Consider the following 16,529-nt stretch of genomic DNA (forward strand, 5'->3'; position numbering starts at 1 on the left):
CGCACAATCTCAACCGGGAAATGCAGATGCTGTGTCATGAACAGGTCCGCAACACGACTGAGAAGCGCGCGCCGCTGTGGTGTTTCGAACAACTCGGCACCCTGCGGCGCAAACTGATCCAGCGCGCCGGGCGCCTGACAAGACCCCAGGGCGCCTTGACGCTGACCATGAGCGCTAACCCCGCCGTGAAATCCGAGCTGTTGCATTACCTGAATACCTTGAAGCAAGCAGCCTGAAACCTGGTTGCGTCAAATTTATGCAATGATTGGGTAAATCCTGTCAGATCCATACTGTTCCTGATCATCCTGTCCATTCATCTTCTTCCGACGAAACCACTGCTTCGAGAAACGACCCGAATGTCCGACACCCTCGACCTCGCCCAGGAACTCATCCGCCGCCGCTCCGTGACCCCGGAGGATGCCGGCTGCCAGCAGCTCATCGCCGAGCGCCTGGCGCCGCTGGGCTTCGAGGCACACCACCTGCGCTTCGAGGACGTGGACAACCTGTGGCTGCGCCGGGGCAGCGAGGGGCCGGTGCTGGCCTTCGCGGGCCACACTGACGTGGTGCCCACCGGCCCCGTGGAGAAGTGGTCCTCGGATCCCTTCCAGCCGCAGATTCGCAACGGACAGCTCTACGGCCGCGGCGCCGCGGATATGAAGAGCTCCATCGCGGCGTTCGTCACCGCCTGCGAGGCCTTTCTCAAGGATCACCCGGATCACAAGGGCTCCATCGCCATGCTCATCACCTCCGACGAGGAAGGCCCGTCGGTGAACGGCACGGTGAAGGTGGTGGAATGGCTGGAGGCGCGGGGTGAGAAGATCACCTGGGCCCTGGTGGGCGAACCCTCCAGTACCGAGCGCCTGGGCGACGTGATCAAGAATGGCCGACGCGGCTCCCTGTCAGGCGTGCTGCGGGTGCGCGGCCAGCAGGGGCACGTGGCCTATCCGCATCTCGCCGACAACCCGGTGCACCGGGCCCTGCCGGCGCTCGCCGAACTGGCGGCCATTGAGTGGGATGAGGGCAATGAACACTTCCCGCCCACCTCCTTCCAGATCTCCAACATCCATGCCGGCACCGGCGCGGAAAACGTCATCCCCGGCGAGCTGGAGGTGATGTTCAACCTGCGCTTCTCCACCGAGCAGACCGATGAAGGCATCCGCACTCGCGTGCACGCGGTGCTCGATGCCCATGGCCTGGACTATGAACTCAGCTGGCGGCTCTCCGGCCATCCCTTCCTCACCGCCGAGGGGGAACTGGTGGAGGCGGCCAGCGCCGCCATCCGCGAGGTCATGGGGCTCGACACAGAGCTCTCCACCGCCGGCGGCACCTCCGACGGGCGCTTCATCGCCCCCACGGGCGCCCAGGTGGTGGAACTGGGTCCCTTGAACGCCAGCATTCACAAGATCGACGAGCACGTGCGCGTCGAGGACCTCGACGCCCTGTCACGCATCTACACCGGCATCCTCAAGCGCCTGCTGGCGGACTGAACCCGGCTATCGTGGCCATCTACCTGATCGCCATCGGCGTCATCGGCCTGCTCAACATCCGGATCTAGTGTCCTGAGTCAGAGATTCGTTACGTCTCAGCGGGCCTGTACGATGTCGTCCCCCGGTCTTGAGGACATCCGCGCCGCCGCCGCGCGCATCGCCCCCCATGCCCGGCGCACGCCGGTGCTGACCTGCGCGAGCCTGGACGACTGGCTGGGCGCGCGCATATTCCTCAAGTGCGAGCACCTGCAGCGGGCCGGGGCCTTCAAGTTCCGGGGCGCCTGCAATGCGGCGCTCTCGCTCTCCGATGAGGAGGCCGCCCGGGGCGTGGCCACCCACACCTCCGGCAACCACGGCCAGGCCCTGGCCCTGGCGGCCCGCCTGCGCGGCATCCCCGCCCACATCGTCATGCCCCACGACGTCCCCGGGGTGAAACAGGCGGCGGTGCGGGGTTATGGCGGCGTGATCCGTCACTGCGAACCGGGCACCCGCAACCGGGAACAGGCCCTGGAGGCCTGGGTGGCCGAGACCGGGGCCACGGTGGTCCACCCTTACAACGATGCGCGCATCATCGCCGGCCAGGGCACCGCCGCCCTGGAACTGCTGGAAGAGATCCCGGACCTGGACGTGGTCATGGCCCCGGTGAGCGGCGGTGGCCTGCTGAGCGGCACCGCGCTGGCCGCCCGGGGCATGAAGCCGGGCATCCGTGTCATCGGCGCCGAACCCGCCGGCGCCGATGATGCCATCCGCTCCCTGGCGGCTGGCCGGATCATCCCGGGCGAACATCCTCAAACCATCGCCGATGGCCTGCGCGGCAACCTGGGCGATCTCACCTTCCCCCTCCTGCGCGAGCACGTGGAGCGCATCCTGCCCGCCTCCGAGGCGGGCATCATCGAGGCCATGCGCTTTGTCTGGGAACGGGCCAAGCAGGTGATCGAGCCCTCCGCCGCCGTGCCCCTGGCCGCCCTGCGGGAACAGGGCGAGGCCCTGCGGGGCCTGCGCATCGGCGTCATTCTCTCCGGCAGCAACGTGGACCTGGACCACCTGCCCTGGCGACAAGCCTCCCCCCGCTGACGGTTCAGGGTGTGTTCAGCCACGGGGCGTAGGCTGACACCCTGTCCCGGTGCGCCTGATGCCGGGCAGTGTCGTCACAGGTCCCGGGTGGACATGCACATCCGGGTGAACGGACCCGGCATGAGGGGGTCCGAACAAACATGGGGCCTCGCCGCCCCGGTCCCGCCCACGAGGAGGACCTGATCATGAACACCCATCGCCGATCCCCGGCTGCCTGGCTTTCGGCATGCCTGCTGGCCCTGCTCCTGGGCCTCTCCCCCGCCCACGCCCAGGGCCAGGAGACCTACAGCGAGGCCGAGCTGGCCTCCCTGCTCGCGCCCATCGCCCTGTACCCCGATGCCCTGCTGTCCCAGATCCTGATGGCCTCCACCTATCCCCTGGAGGTGGTGGAGGCGGCGCGCTGGTCGCGGCGCAACCCGGGGCTAGAGGGCAGCGCCGCCGTGGACGCCGTGGCGGACATGGACTGGGATCCCAGCGTCAAGGCCCTGGTGGCCTTCCCCCGGGTGATCCAGCAGATGAGCGATGACCTCACCTGGACCCGGCAGGTGGGCGACGCCTTCCTGCTCCAGGAGGAGGACGTGGCCGACATGGTCCAGGAACTGCGCCAGAGAGCCTACGACGCCGGCCACCTGGAGGATCGGGAACATGTCCGGGTGGTGCGCGAGCGGGAGATCATCTACATCGAACCGGCCAGCCCGCGGGTCGTGTACGTGCCCTACTACCAGCCCACCATCGTCTACGGCGGCTGGTGGTGGCCCGCCTACGCCCCGGTCTACTGGGGACCGCCCTACGGTTATTCCGTGAGCATCGGCATCACCTGGGTCAGCGGCGTGCCCGTGTCCCGCAGCTTCTTCTACAGCGGCTTCAACTGGACCCATCGCCACGTGGTGATCATCCACCACTACGACTACCGCACCCGCCACTACGTGCCCGCCGGCCACCGCTGGCGCCACGACCCCTGGCACCGCCGCGGCGTGGCCTACCGGCATCACACGGTGCACCAGCGACGCAGTGGCGATGCCACCGCCCAGGCACAACGGGAGCGGACCCGCACGGGTCCGGTCACCGACGACACCCGGCGCAGCATCAACAGCCGGGATCTCCATCAAGGCCACAGCGACCGGATCCGCGAGGGCTGGAGCCGGGAGGGCCAGAACCGTCCCCGGCAGGAGAGCCAGAGCCGACCTCGGCAGGAGGCGCAGCAGCCATCCCGTCCGGCCTGGAACGCCGCCGGGGAAACCGGCCGCGGCCAGGCCTCCGGCAACCCGCACGGGGGGCGAGACGGCGGCTGGCGCGGCCAGGTCGAGCGCCAGTCCGGCTGGCAGGCAGGCCGCGGGGACGGTAATCTCGGCCGGGGCGAGCCCTCCGCGCACCCCAGATTCCGATCCGGACAGTCCCGCGGCGAGGGCCGCCACAGCTTCGCCCGCTAGCCTGGCCGGGATTTCTCACCGGGCTGCGGACCCATGAACCCCAAATGACGGGAATGTGATTCGTGCCCCGACGACCGAGCCTGTGCCTCGCGCTGCTCCTGCTCTTCAGCCTGCCCCACGCCGTTCTCGCCGACTTCAACCTGGATCTGCCGGACGGCGAGCGCCTGGACGTGCGCGTCTGGGGCGGCGACAACACCGGCCCCCTGTTCGTCTGGCTCATCAACCAGTACGGCGAGACCGAGGGACCCCACAACCTGGCCCGGCGTCTGGCCGAGCGCAATGCCACGGTCTGGCAGGTGGACCTGCTGGACTCCCTGCTGCTTCAGCGCAGCAACGAGGTGGTGCGCAACCTGGACGGCGCGCCGGTGGCGGCGCTGTTGCAGAAGGCCGTTGAAAGCGGCCGCGGGCCCATCGTGGTGACCACCTGCGACCGCATGACCGTGCCCCTGCTGCGGGGCCTGCGGACCTGGCAGGAACAAGCCACCGACATGAACGCCGTGGCCGGCGGCATCCTGTTCTTCCCCAACCTCTACCGGGGCACCCCGGTGGCCGGCGAGGAGCCGGAACTGCTGGGCATCGTCTCCGCCACCAACATGCCGCTCGCCATCCTGCAGCCGGAGCTGGGCACCAACCGCCCGCGCCTGGAGGAGCTGCTGGCCACTCTGCACCGGGCCGGCAGCCCCGCCTACGGCTGGCTGGTGGACAGCGTGCGGGACTACTACCTGCTGCGCTCCGTCGAGCCCGAAGCGGTGGAACTGGAGGCCATGGGCGGCCCGATCCCCTTCGACGTGACCCGCGCCATCCTGGACACCCCCACCCAGCTGCTGGCGGCTACACGGCTGCTGGCCCAGACCCCGCGCTCGGACCGTCCCGCGCCCCTGGACGAGGAGGCTGAGGCGCCGGTGCTGCCGGCCTTTGGCCTGGTGGAACGGCCGGCCTACGACCCGCCCGGCTACGACCTGGTGGATGCCCGGGGCGTGCGCCATCAGCACACCGAGAGCCTGGGACGGGTCACCCTGGTGAACTTCTGGGCCACCTGGTGCCCGCCCTGCGTGCACGAGATCCCGTCCATGAACCGCCTGGCCGCCGCCTACCCGGAAGACGAGTTCGGCATCGTCTCCATCAACTTCCGGGAATCCCCGGCGCACATTCTGAACTTCATGGAAGACGTGAACGTGGACTTCCCCGTGCTCATGGACGAGGACGGCGCGGTCTCGGGCGAGTGGCGGGTGTTCGCCTTCCCCAGCTCCTTCCTGCTGGACCGCCAGGGTCGGGTGCGCTACTCGGTGAACACGGCCATCGAGTGGGATACGGAGGAGGTACGGGAGGTCATCGACCGGTTGAGGGTCGAGGATTCTTATTGACGACCAAGCTGATTCATCAGCTATATTCAGATCAAGTTAATGTGACAGAATACCGAATAACCATTCATCATCAACGGCTATAGAGGCCAGTGCCGGCGCGACCGAACACGGAGCACAGGGCCATGGTGAAGAACTGCGCGGTGCCCTCGCGGCACCCGCCGATCGCGAGGTCTAGCATGGTCGATAGCCCATCCTCCCCCGACGTGAGTTTGCGCCAGCAACGCCTGCTGGAGTCCACGCGCCTCATTCCCTGGGAATTCGATCTGCGGGAGCAGCGTTTCACCTACATCGGTCCCCAGATCGAACCCCTGCTCGGCTATCCCGTCGAGGCCTGGTATGAACCCGGATTCTGGCCCCGGCACATACACCCCGATGACCAGTCCTGGGCGCCGGACTTCTGCCTGCAGGCCGCCCGGGGTGGTCTGGACCACGAATTCGAATACCGCATGCTCGACAGCCAGGGGCGCTGCATCTGGCTCAGGGACCTGGTCAACGTGGTCAGCGATGCCTCCGGCCCTGTCATCCTGCAGGGCTATCTGCTGGACATCACCGAGGAAAAGCGCGCCCAGAATGTGATGGAGTCCCTGGCACGCGCGAGCAGCGTGCTGGATACGGAGGACTTCCTGCACAACTGTGTACGCGACCTGGCCCGGGCCTATGACGCCCGCTAAGCCTTCATCGGCCTGCTCAAACCCGGCCAGGCCGAAGTCAGCACCCTGGCCGTGTGGGCCGGCGACCGACTGGCTAAAAATTTCGAATATGACCTGGAAGGCACCCCCTGCAAGGACGTCGTGGATCTGAAGAAAGAACTCATCCCGAGGGATGCGAGCCGTCTCTACCCCAGAGACACCCTGCTCGCGGACATGGGCGTGGAAAGCTATTTCGGTGCGCCCCTGATCGCCTCCTCGGGCAAGATGCTGGGCTTGGTGTCGGTGATGGACACCCGTCCCATGGAACTGACCCGCTGGACTGCCCCCATGCTGGGGGTGTTCGCCACCCGCATCAGCGTGGAACTGGAACGCAAGTTCGCCACCGAACGCCTGCAGGAACTGAACCAGCGCCTGGAGGAGCGGGTACGCCAGCGCACCGACGATCTGGAGGCCTTCACCTATTCCGTCTCCCATGATCTGCGCGCACCTCTGCGATCCATCAAGGGCTTTGCCCTGGCCCTGCACGAGGACCTGGCGGGTCAATTGAACGACCAGGCCCAGGACTATCTCGGTCGCATCCACCAGGGCGCGGTGCGCATGAACGAACTGATCGACGACCTGCTGGAGCTGTCCCGGCTCACGCGCACCACCATGCACACGGAGCGCCTGTTGCTCGACACCCTGGCCCAGGAAGTGGCAGAGGAGCTTTTGAACCGGCACCAGGGTCCTGCCCCTGAACTGCACATCGCCACCCGTGCCACCGTTCTGGCGGACCCGGGCCTGCTGCGCATCGCGCTCACCAACCTGCTGGAAAACGCCCTCAAGTACAGCCGGGACAGGGAATCGCCACGCATCGAACTCAATGCCAGCGAACACGCCGACGGACGGGTCTTCTGCGTGAGCGACAACGGCATCGGCTTCGACATGGCCCGTGCCGAAAAGCTGTTCCAACCCTTTCAGCGCCTGGACAACGCCCGTGGCTACCCGGGCAGCGGCGTGGGCCTGGCCACCGTGGCCCGGGTCATACACCGCCACGGCGGACGTATCTGGGCCGACGCGACCCCGGGCGAGGGAGCCCGCTTCTATTTCACCCTCGGCGAACCGGACGACGCATGGATTCCGTAGCCGCCAACCCCCTGCGCCTGTTGCTGGTGGAGGATTCCGAGAACGACGCTGTGCTGGTGTTGCGCGCGCTGCAGCGGGGAGGTTTTCCCCGGACTGCACCCGGGTGGACAGCATCGAGCAACTGCAGACAGCCCTGGAGAGCGGGCACGCCTGGGACCTGATCATCACCGATCACAATCTGCCCGGCTTCGATTCCGGCCACTGCCTGCGCCTGGTCCGGGAACGGGACCAGGACATCCCGGTGATCATCGTCTCCGGCAGCATCGGCGAGGAGATCGCCGTCAGCGCCATGCGCAACGGTGCCCAGGACTACATCCTCAAGGACAACCTGTCCCGGCTAGCCCCGGCCATCGACCGGGAACTGCGCGACCACGAGGTGCGCCGCCAAAACCGGCAGGCCCAGGAAGCCATCAACCACCTGGCCCTGCACGACTCGCTGACCGGCCTGATCAATCGCCATGGCTTCGAGACCCGGCTCAAGGAGGCGCTGGCCAAGGCCCGGCGGCAGCGTCCCAGCGCACTGCTCTACATCGACCTGGACCAGTTCAAGCTGGTCAATGACACCTGCGGACACCAGGCCGGCGATGATCTGCTCCGACAGCTGGCCAGCCTGCTGCAGATCCCGGTGCGGGAACATGACACCCTGGCCCGTCTGGGGGGTGATGAGTTCGGCGTGCTGCTGGACGAATGTACCCTCGAGCAGGCCGAACAGGTGGCCAGGCGCATGCTCACCATCGTCAACGATTTTCGCTACACCTGGGGTGAGCACAACTTCCGCATCGGTGCCAGCATCGGGCTGACCCTGCTCGACGACCCTGATCTGTCGCTCTCCGATGTCATGCGCCATGCTGACATGGCCTGCTACGCGGCCAAGGACAAGGGACGAAACCGCGTCCACCTGTTCCGGCAGGACGATCGCACGCTCATGGCCAGGCACAGCGAGATGCAATGGACCGCGCGCATCAACGAGGCCCTGGAGCAGGATCGTTTCCTGCTCTACTACCAGGAAATCCATCCGCTCAAACCGGACACCGCCGGCCATTGCGAGATCCTGTTGCGCATGCTCGACCCGAGCGGTGAGGTGATCTCACCCTGGGCCTTCATCCCGGCGGCGGAACGCTACAACCTCATGCCCACCGTGGACCGCAAGGTACTGGAACTGACGCTGCCGCGCATACGCCAGCTGCTGAGGGAAGGACAGGTGCCGAAGGGTTACCGCTGGTTCATCAACCTGTCCGGCCTGACCGTGGGCGACGATGCGTTCCTGGCTCACGTCACCGAGCGCCTCAGAGAACATGCCATCCCACCCGAGGCGCTGGGTTTCGAGATCACGGAGACGGCCGTGATCGCCAACCTGGGCAACGCCGTTCGTTTCATCCAGCGGATGCGGGATCTTGGCTGCCACGTGGCCCTGGACGACTTCGGCACCGGCCTGAGTTCCTTTTCCTACCTGTCCAACATCCCTGCGGACTACATCAAGATCGACGGCGGATTCGTGCGCGACATGCACGAGAACGAGATGCACCAGGCCATCGTGGAGGCGATCAACCGCATCGGCCACGTGGCGGGACTGAGGACCATCGCGGAGTTCGTGGAGACGGAAGGGGTACGCCAGCGTCTGGCGCAACTGGGGGTGGATTATGCCCAGGGATACGGCATCGCCCGGCCCAGACCATTGCCGCACATCGCCCGGCAACCCTGAGCACTTGAACTTCACGACCCGGAGAAGATCTGCGGGCGACAGCCGCCCGGGATCAGAAACCCCCGCGCTTCTGCTCACCATTTGATGGCGGGCGGTTCGGGTACGGCCAGCGGGGGCTGACCACGCCCAGGGACATGACGAACTTCAAACCGTCCTCCACGGACATGTCCAGTTCCACCACCTCGTCCCGGGGCACCATGATGATGAAACCGGAGGTGGGGTTCGGGGTGGTGGGCACGAACACCGTCACCACCTCCTTGCTGGTGCGCGCCTGCACCTCGCCCACCCCCACGCCGGTCTGGAAACCCAGCGTCCAGATGCCCTTGCGGGGATACTCGATCATCAACACCTTGCGGAAGGAATCTCCGCCAGCCCCCAGCAGGGTCTCCATCACCTGCTTGACCGCCGAGTAGATGCTGCGCACCAGGGGAATGCGGTGCACCACGCTCTCCCACAGATCCACCAGCTTGCGGCCCAGCAGGTTGGCGGTGACCAAGCCGGTGACCAGCAGGATCAGCGCCGCCAGCACCACCCCCAGACCCGGTATCTTGAAGCCGAACAGGGCCTCGGGACGCCAGGCCGGGGGCAGCAGCAGCAGGCTGTTGTCCATCAGGTCCACCAGGAACTTCACCACGAAGAAGGTGATCACCAGCGGTACCCAGACCACCAGGCCGGTGATCAGGTACTTGCGCAGGGTGTGAAGCATCGGCTGGGGGACCCGGGCGGATCAGCTGGAGCTCGTACCGCAGGCCGTGCCGCAGCCGCCGCTGCCGCAGGCCGGTGCCGAGGCCTTGCTTTCCCCGCCGCTCTCCTTGAGGTTGCGCTGGTTCTTGCTCTTGAAGTCGGTCTCGTACCAGCCGCCGCCGCCGAGGCGGAAACCCGCCGCCGAGATCAGCTTGGACAGTTCCGGCTTGCCGCACTCGGGGCATTCCTTGAGCGGCTCATCGCTGAACTTCTGGATGGCTTCGAGCCGATGACCACAGACACCGCAGGCATATTCGTAGATGGGCATTTTCAATCCCTCATCAAATCGGTCAATATTAACGACCGATTATATGGGTGCACCCCCCGGAAATTCCAATAGTCCCGACGCACCAAATTCACCAGCACACCAGGGAGTCCCGCCATGGCGGACAAGATCGTCATCATGCTGCTCAACCTCAACCCGGACGTGCCCGGCACCCTGGGCGCCCCCTTCTTCCAGGCCACGGTGGCCGCCGCCATGGACCTGGAGGTGGAGATCTACTTCGCCGCCCGCACCACCCGGCTGCTGATCAAGGGCTATGCCGAGCAGATCCACCCCGGCGAGGCCAAGGAGAAGTCCGTGTACAGCTTCATGCAGGACGCCCACGAGGCGGGGGTGAAGTTCTACGCCTGCGCCGGCGCCATGGCGGAGCACGACCTGACCCAGGAGAACGCCATCCCGGAACTGGACGGCATCCGCGGCGGCGGCGCCTTCGTGGGCGAGATCGTCGAGGATAACGTGGTCACGCTTACGTACTGAACGAGAGGGGTGAGGCGATAGGCGGGAGGGGTGAAAAACTCAACCCAAAGCCTGGATGTCTTGCCCTTCACGCCTCTCCCCTAACCCCTCACGCATGAAACCCATCCTCATCACCGGCTGCTCCAGCGGCATCGGCCATTGCGTCGCCCGGGGTCTCAAGGACCGGGGTTACCGGGTGTTCGCCACCGCCCGCAAGGCGGAGGACGTGGAACGCCTGGCGGCCGAGGGCTTCGAGGCCCTGCGACTGGACCTGGACGACAGCGCGAGCATCGCCACCGCCGTTGACACCGTGCTGGAACGCACCGGCGGCCGGCTCTATGGCCTGTTCAACAACGGCGCCTACGGCCAGCCGGGGGCGGTGGAGGACCTGACCCGGGCAGTGCTGCGGGCGCAGCTGGAGACCAACCTGCTGGGCTGGCTGGAGCTGACCAACCGGGTGCTGCCGGTGATGCGCGCGGCCGGCGAGGGCCGCATCATCCAGAACAGCTCCGTGCTGGGCCTGGTGGCCCTGCCGTTTCGCGGCGCCTACAACTGCTCCAAGTTCGCCCTGGAGGGACTCACCGACACCCTGCGCCTGGAACTGAAGGGCTCCGGCGTGCACGTGAGCCTGGTGGAGCCCGGCCCCATCGAGAGCCGCTTCCGGGCCAATGCGCATGCGGCATTCCTGAAAAACATCGACCGGGAACACAGCGTGTTCCGGGAACGCTACGCCGCCGCCGAACGGCGCCTCACCAAGGAAGGCCCCGCCGCGCCCTTCACCCTGCCCCCGGAGGCGGTGCTGAAGAAGGTCATCCACGCCCTGGAAAGCCCCCGCCCTAGGGCCCGCTACTACGTCACCTTCCCCACCTACCTGTTCGGCACCCTGCGCCGCCTGCTGCCCGCCGCCTGGCTGGACCGGGTGCTGTTGGCGGTTTCGCGGCGGGAGAATCGGTGAACGGCCGGGGAAGAGTTGCCGCAGAGGCGCGGAGGCGCAGAGAAATGCAATGGACAGGATGAACAGGATTTTTCAGGATTGAAAGAATAATGGCTTGGGCTTGAGCACCCTTATTTGAGGCGCTGCAAACCCTCTTCCAATCCTGTAAATCATGTAAATCCTGTCCAATTATTTTTCCCTCTGCGCCTCCGCGCCTCCGCGGCAGATGTCCAGCTCCTTGCAGATCGCCCAGGCCACCGTCGTCACCGCATCCGCGACGGCAGGCGAGAGGCCGGTGCCGTCATCGGTGGATTGGGGTTCGATGCCGTAGATGACGAGGCCAGGCGGCAACTCGCCCAAGGCGCGGGCCAGCTCCACGGCCTCGGCCAAGCCCAGGCCGTGGGAGGAATGGCGGGGGGTGCTAGGCAGAGGCTGATCCACCGTCAACCGCAGGATCGCGCCGGGTGTTCCCCCCGTGACCACGGCATCCACCAGGATCACCCGGTCGAAGCCCGCCCAGCACTGCATCAGTTCCGCCGGTTCTCCGCCGCACTCGGCCACCTGGATACCCGGCGTGCCCGCCAGGACCCGCACCACCGCCGCACCCACCCCGTCATCACCCCGCCAGGGGTTGCCGATGCCGATCACCAGGGCGTCGCTCATCCCCGTTCTACGGTGAGATCGAGAAAGTGGGTGGCGCAGGAGATGCAGGGGTCGTAGTTGCGGATCGCCTGTTCGCAGCGATGGCGCAGCTGGTCGTCGGGCAGGTCCAGGTGGGCCTGGACGAAGCCGTGCAGGTCCGCCTCGATGCTCGGCTGGTTCACCGAGGTGGGGGCGACGATCTTGGCGTCCCGGATGATGCCCGCCTCGTCCAGGGTGTAGCGGTGGTAGCAGATGCCCCGGGGCGCCTCGGTGGCACCGTAGCCGGTGCCCGCGCGGGGCGTCATGTCCACCGCCGGCCGGGACGGGGCCTGGTAGGCGTCCACCAGGCGCAGGGCCTCCTCGAAGGCGAAGGCGATCTCCACCATGCGCACCAGGATGCTCTTGAAGGGGTTGCGGCACACGGCCCCGAGTCCGGCCTTCTCCGCCAGGGCCGCGGCACGGGGGGTGAGCCGATCCCGGTTGAGGGCGAAGCGGGCCATGGGGCCCAGGCAGGCGGGGCGCCCGGAATCGCTCAGGTGACTGTGCAGGGCGTTGGAATGGATCACGTGGGTCTCGGTGAAGATCCGGTCGTAGTCCTCCACCGGCGCATCGATGCCGCTGCTGGAACCGAGGCGGCCGTGCAGGATGGGGTACTCGTCCGGATGCACCAGGGACACGAATTCGTAGTCCATCTCGAAATCGGGAAACTCCAGTCCAGCGAGGAAGTCCAGGGCCTCGGCGCTGGCCTCGAGCCCCCAGGCCAGGTCCTCGCGCAGGGCAGCGACTTCGGCCTGCGTGGGCGCGCGGTAGAAGCCGCCCACCTTCAGGTTCACCGGATGCACCTCCCGGCCGCCCACCAGGCGCATGAGCGCGTTGCCGATCTTCTTGATGCGCAGGGCATTGCGCACCAGCTCCGGGTGATCCCGGGCCATGGTGATGCCGTCCGGGTAGCCGAGGAAATCCGGCAGGTGCAGCATGAACACGTGCAGGCCGTGGCTCTCGATCCACTCGCCGCAGTAGATCAGCCGGCGCAGGTCCTCCAGCGCCGGGTCCAGGGTCACCCCGCAGACCTGCTCCATGGCCTGGGAGGCGCCCATCTGGTAGGCCACCGGGCAGATGCCGCAGATGCGCGCGGTGATGTCCGGGGCCTCGCGGAAATCCCGGCCGATGAGAAAGCCTTCGAAGAAGCGCGGCGGCTCGTAGATCTTGAGCTTCACCTCCGCCACCTGCTCGCCCTCGGTGCGCACGTACAGGGCGCCCTCGCCCTCCACCCGGGCCAGGGCGTTGACCTCAATGGTCCGGGTCTGACTCATGGCGCAGGCTCTCCTCGCGGAAGGGATTGGCGTTGGCGTTGAAGGTACGATAGACACGCAGCAGCTGCCCCTGGTCCATGCCCAGCTGGGCGAGCTGGGCAGAGAGGGCCGGCGCGTTGGGGGTCTCCTTGGGACCGAAGCAGCCATAGCAGCCCCGATGACAACCGGGACACAGGGCGCCGCAGCCGGCCTGGGTCACCGGGCCCAGGCAGGGGGTGCCGTGGGCCACCATGACGCACACGTGCCCGGCCCGCTTGCACTCCTCGCACACGCTCGAAGCGGGGATCTGCGGGCGCCGGCCGTAGAGGAAGGCGTTGATCACCTCCAGCAACTGACCCTTGTCGATGGGACAGCCGCGCAGTTCGAAATCCACCGGCACGTGGGCGGCGATGGGGTCGGAGGTGGCCAGCGTCTGGATCCAGTCGGGGCGGGCATAGACCTGGCGGGTGAAGGCCTCCACATCGGCGAAGTTGCGCAGGGCCTGGATGCCTCCGGAGGTGGCGCAGGCGCCGATGGTGACCAGGTGCCTGGAGGCCCGGCGGATCTCGCGGATGCGTTCGGCGTCCTCCGGGGTGGTGATGGAACCCTCCACCAGGGACAGGTCCCAGGGGCCCTCCACCCGGGCGCTGCTGGCCTCGGGGAAATGGGCGATGCGGATGGTGTCGGCCAGGGCCAGCAGTGCGTCCTCGCAGTCCAGCAGGGTGAGCTGGCAGCCGTCGCAGGAGGCGAACTTCCAGACCGCGAGCGTGGGGCGTTGGACTCTCATAGCTCGTGCACCCGGAAGGCCGGCTCCATGACCGGGTAGGGAAACACCGGGCCGTCCCGGCACACGAAATGGGGGCCGATCTGGCAGTGGCCGCAGAAACCCAGGGCGCAGCGCATGCAGCGCTCCATGGAGACGAAGGTGCGCTCCGGGACCACGCCGCGCCGATGCAGGGACAGGGCCGAGAAGCGCATCATCACCTCCGGGCCGCAGACCATGGCCAGCGCATTGCGGCCGTCGAAGCCGCCCCGGTCGATGAGCTGGGTGACCACGCCCACGTCTCCCTTCCAGTCGGCGGTGCCCCGGTCCACGGTGACCCGCACATCCAGGTCGGCACGGGCCTGCCACTGGGCCAGTTCGTCGCGGAAGATCAGGTCCCGGGGCGAGCGGGCGCCGTAGCAGATCAGCACCCGGCCGAAGGCCTCGCGCCGGGCCAGCACCGCGTGAATCACCGGGCGCAGGGGTGCGAGCCCAATGCCACCCGCGGCCAGCACCAGGTCGCGCCCCTCGGCCGCTTCCACCGGCCAGGCGCTGCCGAAGGGGCCACGCACGCCCACCACGTCGCCGGCGCGAAGCCCCTGCATGGTGCGGGTGACGCTCCCGACGGCGCGGATGGTGTGCACCAGGCTGCCGTCCCCGTCCATAGCGCTGACGGAGATGGCCACCTCGCCCACGCCGAACAGGTAGAGCATGTTGAACTGTCCCGGACGGGCCTCGGGGGCCGCGCCGGACTCGGGCCGAAGCCGCCAGGTGAACACCTCGCCATCGGCCACCTCCCGGCGCACGTCCAGGATGCGCCAGGGCACCGGGGCCATGGGTTCAGGGATCTGCCGCTCAGCCGCCGAGACCGACATCGCCGCCTCCGTAGATATCCATGGCCTGCAGCCGCGCCGCCTGCAGGCGCTGCACGATCAGCGCCGCGAAGCGCTGGTACAGGGCATAGCCCAGCACCGGATCCCGGTCCATGCAGGCATGCAGGGCCGGGGCGTCGAAATGCACCGTGTGGGTCTCCTCAAGGGCGCGGGCGCTGTAGTGCCAGCGGTAGGGCGGCATCAGCCAGGACCAGCCCAGCACCTCGCCATGACCCAGGGTCATGAAGACCTCGGCGCGGCGACCGGGGAGCCGGCTTTCCAGGGCCACCCGCCCGCTGCGGATGAGATAGAAGGCGTCGGCCTCCTCGTGTTCCCGGAACAGGGTCTCGTCCGCCCGGAAGGTCCTCAGGGAGGCGCCGGCGGCGAGAAGCCTCAGGTCCGCCTCGCGCAGCCCCTCGAAAAAGTGCTGGCCCTTGAGGATCTCCAGGAGCTCGTTCATGTGCCCTGCCCTCCTGCCTTGCCCTGGCCCGTGGCGCGGATCGCGGCCACCTCCTCGGTGATGTCGATGCCCACGGGGCACCAGGTGATGCAGCGCCCGCAGCCCACGCAGCCGGAGCTGCCGAACTGCTCGTGCCAGGAGGAGAGCTTGTGGGTGAGCCACTGGCGATAGCGGGCCGCCACGGTGCTGCGATGCGGACCGCCGATCATGTAGGAGTGCTCGCCGTTGAAACAGGAATCCCAGAGGCGCACCCGCTCCGAGGACTTGCCCTCCAGGTCCGGCAGTTCCTCCATCTGGGCGCAGAAACAGGTGGGGCAGACCAGGGTGCAGTTGGCGCAGGAGAGGCAGCGCTCGGCGGTCTGCGCCCAGCGGGGGTGTTCCAGGGCCCGGGCAAGCACCTCCCGGGCATCGCCGGGCATGGTGCGGCCCATGTGCTTCGGGGCCTCCAGCCAGACCTGTTCGGCGGCCGCGCGCTCCGCCTCGCTGGCCTCCCGGGTATCCATCCTGGCGAGCATGGCCTCGCCGGCCTCGCTGCCCGCCTCGATCACCAGGAAGTGCGTGCCCTCGCCGATCACCTCGGTGAGACCCAGGTCGAAACCGGACCCGGCCCGCGGACCGGTGCCCATGGAGGTACAGAAACAGGTGCCGCCCGGCTCGGCGCAGTTGACCGCCACCAGGAACACCCCCTCGCGACGGGCCCCGTAGGCCCGGTCCCTGACAGACTGTTCCAGGAACACCCGGTCCTGGATGCCGATGGCCGCCAGTTCGCAGGGCCGCACGCCGATGAACGCGCGCCGGGGCGGCGCCGGCTCACCGGGCTGCGTTTCAAAACCCCCGTCCTCGCGACGCAACACCCGCACCAGGGTCTCCCGGGGCGGGAACAGGTATTTCTTCCAGGAATGGGGGCCGACCACGTAGCCGAACAGGGCCTGGTCGTCACGCTGGCGGAGTCGGTAATGGCCGGGGCCATGCTCGTCGCCCCAGCCGGCGGGCAGATCGCTCAGGCCCTGAAGACGGTCATAGACAATGGCGCCCTCGCGCCGGGTGGGACCGACCACCTCGTAGCCGTCATCGGACAGCAGTCGGATGAGCGCTTCCATCTCCTCGGGGGCCATTACGCGCAAGTCACACCTCCCGGGCGGGCGTGGGGTCGATGACGCATTTCAAGGAAACCATAGAGGATGGCTTCAGCAGGCGTCAACGCGGGGGCGGAGCATGCAGAACACAATCGAGTTCGCCCCGATTGAATCC

General features: G+C 67.5%; 17 protein-coding genes and 1 pseudogene. 10 read left to right on the forward strand and 8 right to left on the reverse strand.

The window, feature by feature from the left end:
- The 8 genes and pseudogenes from D580_RS15580 to D580_RS15600 form a co-directional block, all read left to right on the forward strand.
- Positions 1 to 236, forward strand: a pseudogene (locus tag D580_RS15580) (IS1380 family transposase); the annotation flags it as partial.
- A 120-nt stretch (positions 237 to 356) separates the two neighbouring features.
- Positions 357 to 1,487, forward strand: coding sequence for a succinyl-diaminopimelate desuccinylase (gene dapE / locus D580_RS0112760; protein WP_018954762.1), 1,131 nt, complete (start codon positions 357 to 359; stop codon positions 1,485 to 1,487).
- Between the two features lie 111 nt (positions 1,488 to 1,598).
- Positions 1,599 to 2,561 (forward strand): pyridoxal-phosphate dependent enzyme, encoded by a 963-nt coding sequence (locus D580_RS0112765; RefSeq protein WP_018954763.1) that lies wholly within the window; start codon positions 1,599 to 1,601, stop codon positions 2,559 to 2,561.
- 185 nt (positions 2,562 to 2,746) lie between these two features.
- Complete coding sequence (locus tag D580_RS15880; RefSeq protein WP_231363557.1) at positions 2,747 to 3,991, forward strand: DUF3300 domain-containing protein; 1,245 nt, start codon at positions 2,747 to 2,749, stop codon at positions 3,989 to 3,991.
- A 62-nt stretch (positions 3,992 to 4,053) separates the two neighbouring features.
- The gene (locus D580_RS0112775; protein ID WP_018954765.1) at positions 4,054 to 5,355 is read left to right on the forward strand and encodes a redoxin domain-containing protein; all 1,302 of its coding nucleotides are present in this window, start codon (positions 4,054 to 4,056) and stop codon (positions 5,353 to 5,355) included.
- Between the two features lie 176 nt (positions 5,356 to 5,531).
- Positions 5,532 to 6,026 (forward strand): PAS domain-containing protein, encoded by a 495-nt coding sequence (locus D580_RS15590; protein WP_018954767.1) that lies wholly within the window; start codon positions 5,532 to 5,534, stop codon positions 6,024 to 6,026.
- 51 nt (positions 6,027 to 6,077) lie between these two features.
- Positions 6,078 to 7,130: a GAF domain-containing sensor histidine kinase gene (locus tag D580_RS15595; RefSeq protein WP_018954768.1), complete on the forward strand. Its 1,053-nt coding sequence runs from the start codon at positions 6,078 to 6,080 to the stop codon at positions 7,128 to 7,130.
- A 103-nt stretch (positions 7,131 to 7,233) separates the two neighbouring features.
- On the forward strand, positions 7,234 to 8,832 hold the full coding sequence (locus tag D580_RS15600) for a GGDEF domain-containing response regulator (RefSeq protein WP_018954769.1): 1,599 nt from the start codon (positions 7,234 to 7,236) through the stop codon (positions 8,830 to 8,832).
- 52 nt (positions 8,833 to 8,884) lie between these two features.
- On the opposite strand, the gene D580_RS0112800 is transcribed toward D580_RS15600, so the two are convergent.
- On the reverse strand, positions 8,885 to 9,538 hold the full coding sequence (locus D580_RS0112800) for a DUF502 domain-containing protein (protein WP_018954770.1): 654 nt from the start codon (positions 9,536 to 9,538) through the stop codon (positions 8,885 to 8,887).
- Positions 9,539 to 9,559: 21 nt separating this feature from the next.
- Positions 9,560 to 9,844 carry an FmdB family zinc ribbon protein gene (locus D580_RS0112805; RefSeq protein WP_018954771.1) on the reverse strand — a complete coding sequence of 95 codons (285 nt, stop codon included), beginning with the start codon at positions 9,842 to 9,844 and terminating at the stop codon, positions 9,560 to 9,562.
- 114 nt (positions 9,845 to 9,958) lie between these two features.
- Between D580_RS0112805 and D580_RS0112810 the strand changes: the two genes are divergently transcribed.
- Together D580_RS0112810 and D580_RS0112815 are read left to right on the forward strand one after the other, a co-directional pair.
- Positions 9,959 to 10,336, forward strand: coding sequence for a DsrE family protein (locus tag D580_RS0112810; protein WP_012637711.1), 378 nt, complete (start codon positions 9,959 to 9,961; stop codon positions 10,334 to 10,336).
- 94 nt (positions 10,337 to 10,430) lie between these two features.
- Positions 10,431 to 11,270 (forward strand): SDR family oxidoreductase, encoded by an 840-nt coding sequence (locus D580_RS0112815; RefSeq protein ID WP_018954772.1) that lies wholly within the window; start codon positions 10,431 to 10,433, stop codon positions 11,268 to 11,270.
- 168 nt (positions 11,271 to 11,438) lie between these two features.
- On the opposite strand, the gene D580_RS0112820 is transcribed toward D580_RS0112815, so the two are convergent.
- The 6 genes from D580_RS0112820 to D580_RS0112845 are packed head-to-tail and all read right to left on the reverse strand — an operon-like array spanning position 11,439 to position 16,393.
- On the reverse strand, positions 11,439 to 11,912 hold the full coding sequence (locus D580_RS0112820; RefSeq protein ID WP_018954773.1) for a hydrogenase maturation protease: 474 nt from the start codon (positions 11,910 to 11,912) through the stop codon (positions 11,439 to 11,441).
- Positions 11,909 to 13,204, reverse strand: a complete 1,296-nt coding sequence (locus D580_RS0112825) for a Ni/Fe hydrogenase subunit alpha (RefSeq protein ID WP_018954774.1) — start codon at positions 13,202 to 13,204, stop codon at positions 11,909 to 11,911. Before D580_RS0112825 ends, D580_RS0112820 begins: the two co-directional genes overlap by 4 nt.
- The gene (locus D580_RS0112830; RefSeq protein ID WP_018954775.1) at positions 13,182 to 13,970 is read right to left on the reverse strand and encodes an oxidoreductase; all 789 of its coding nucleotides are present in this window, start codon (positions 13,968 to 13,970) and stop codon (positions 13,182 to 13,184) included. The genes D580_RS0112825 and D580_RS0112830 overlap by 23 nt, the downstream gene beginning before the upstream one ends.
- Positions 13,967 to 14,821 (reverse strand): FAD/NAD(P)-binding protein, encoded by an 855-nt coding sequence (locus D580_RS0112835; RefSeq protein ID WP_018954776.1) that lies wholly within the window; start codon positions 14,819 to 14,821, stop codon positions 13,967 to 13,969. The genes D580_RS0112830 and D580_RS0112835 overlap by 4 nt, the downstream gene beginning before the upstream one ends.
- Positions 14,802 to 15,278, reverse strand: coding sequence for a cyclic nucleotide-binding domain-containing protein (locus D580_RS0112840; RefSeq protein WP_018954777.1), 477 nt, complete (start codon positions 15,276 to 15,278; stop codon positions 14,802 to 14,804). Before D580_RS0112840 ends, D580_RS0112835 begins: the two co-directional genes overlap by 20 nt.
- Positions 15,275 to 16,393 carry a 4Fe-4S dicluster domain-containing protein gene (locus D580_RS0112845; protein WP_018954778.1) on the reverse strand — a complete coding sequence of 373 codons (1,119 nt, stop codon included), beginning with the start codon at positions 16,391 to 16,393 and terminating at the stop codon, positions 15,275 to 15,277. The genes D580_RS0112840 and D580_RS0112845 overlap by 4 nt, the downstream gene beginning before the upstream one ends.
- Between the last annotated feature and the right edge of the window lie 136 nt (positions 16,394 to 16,529).

Source organism: Thioalkalivibrio sulfidiphilus (assembly GCF_000377945.1).
GTDB lineage: Bacteria > Pseudomonadota > Gammaproteobacteria > Ectothiorhodospirales > Ectothiorhodospiraceae > Thioalkalivibrio_A > Thioalkalivibrio_A sulfidiphilus_A.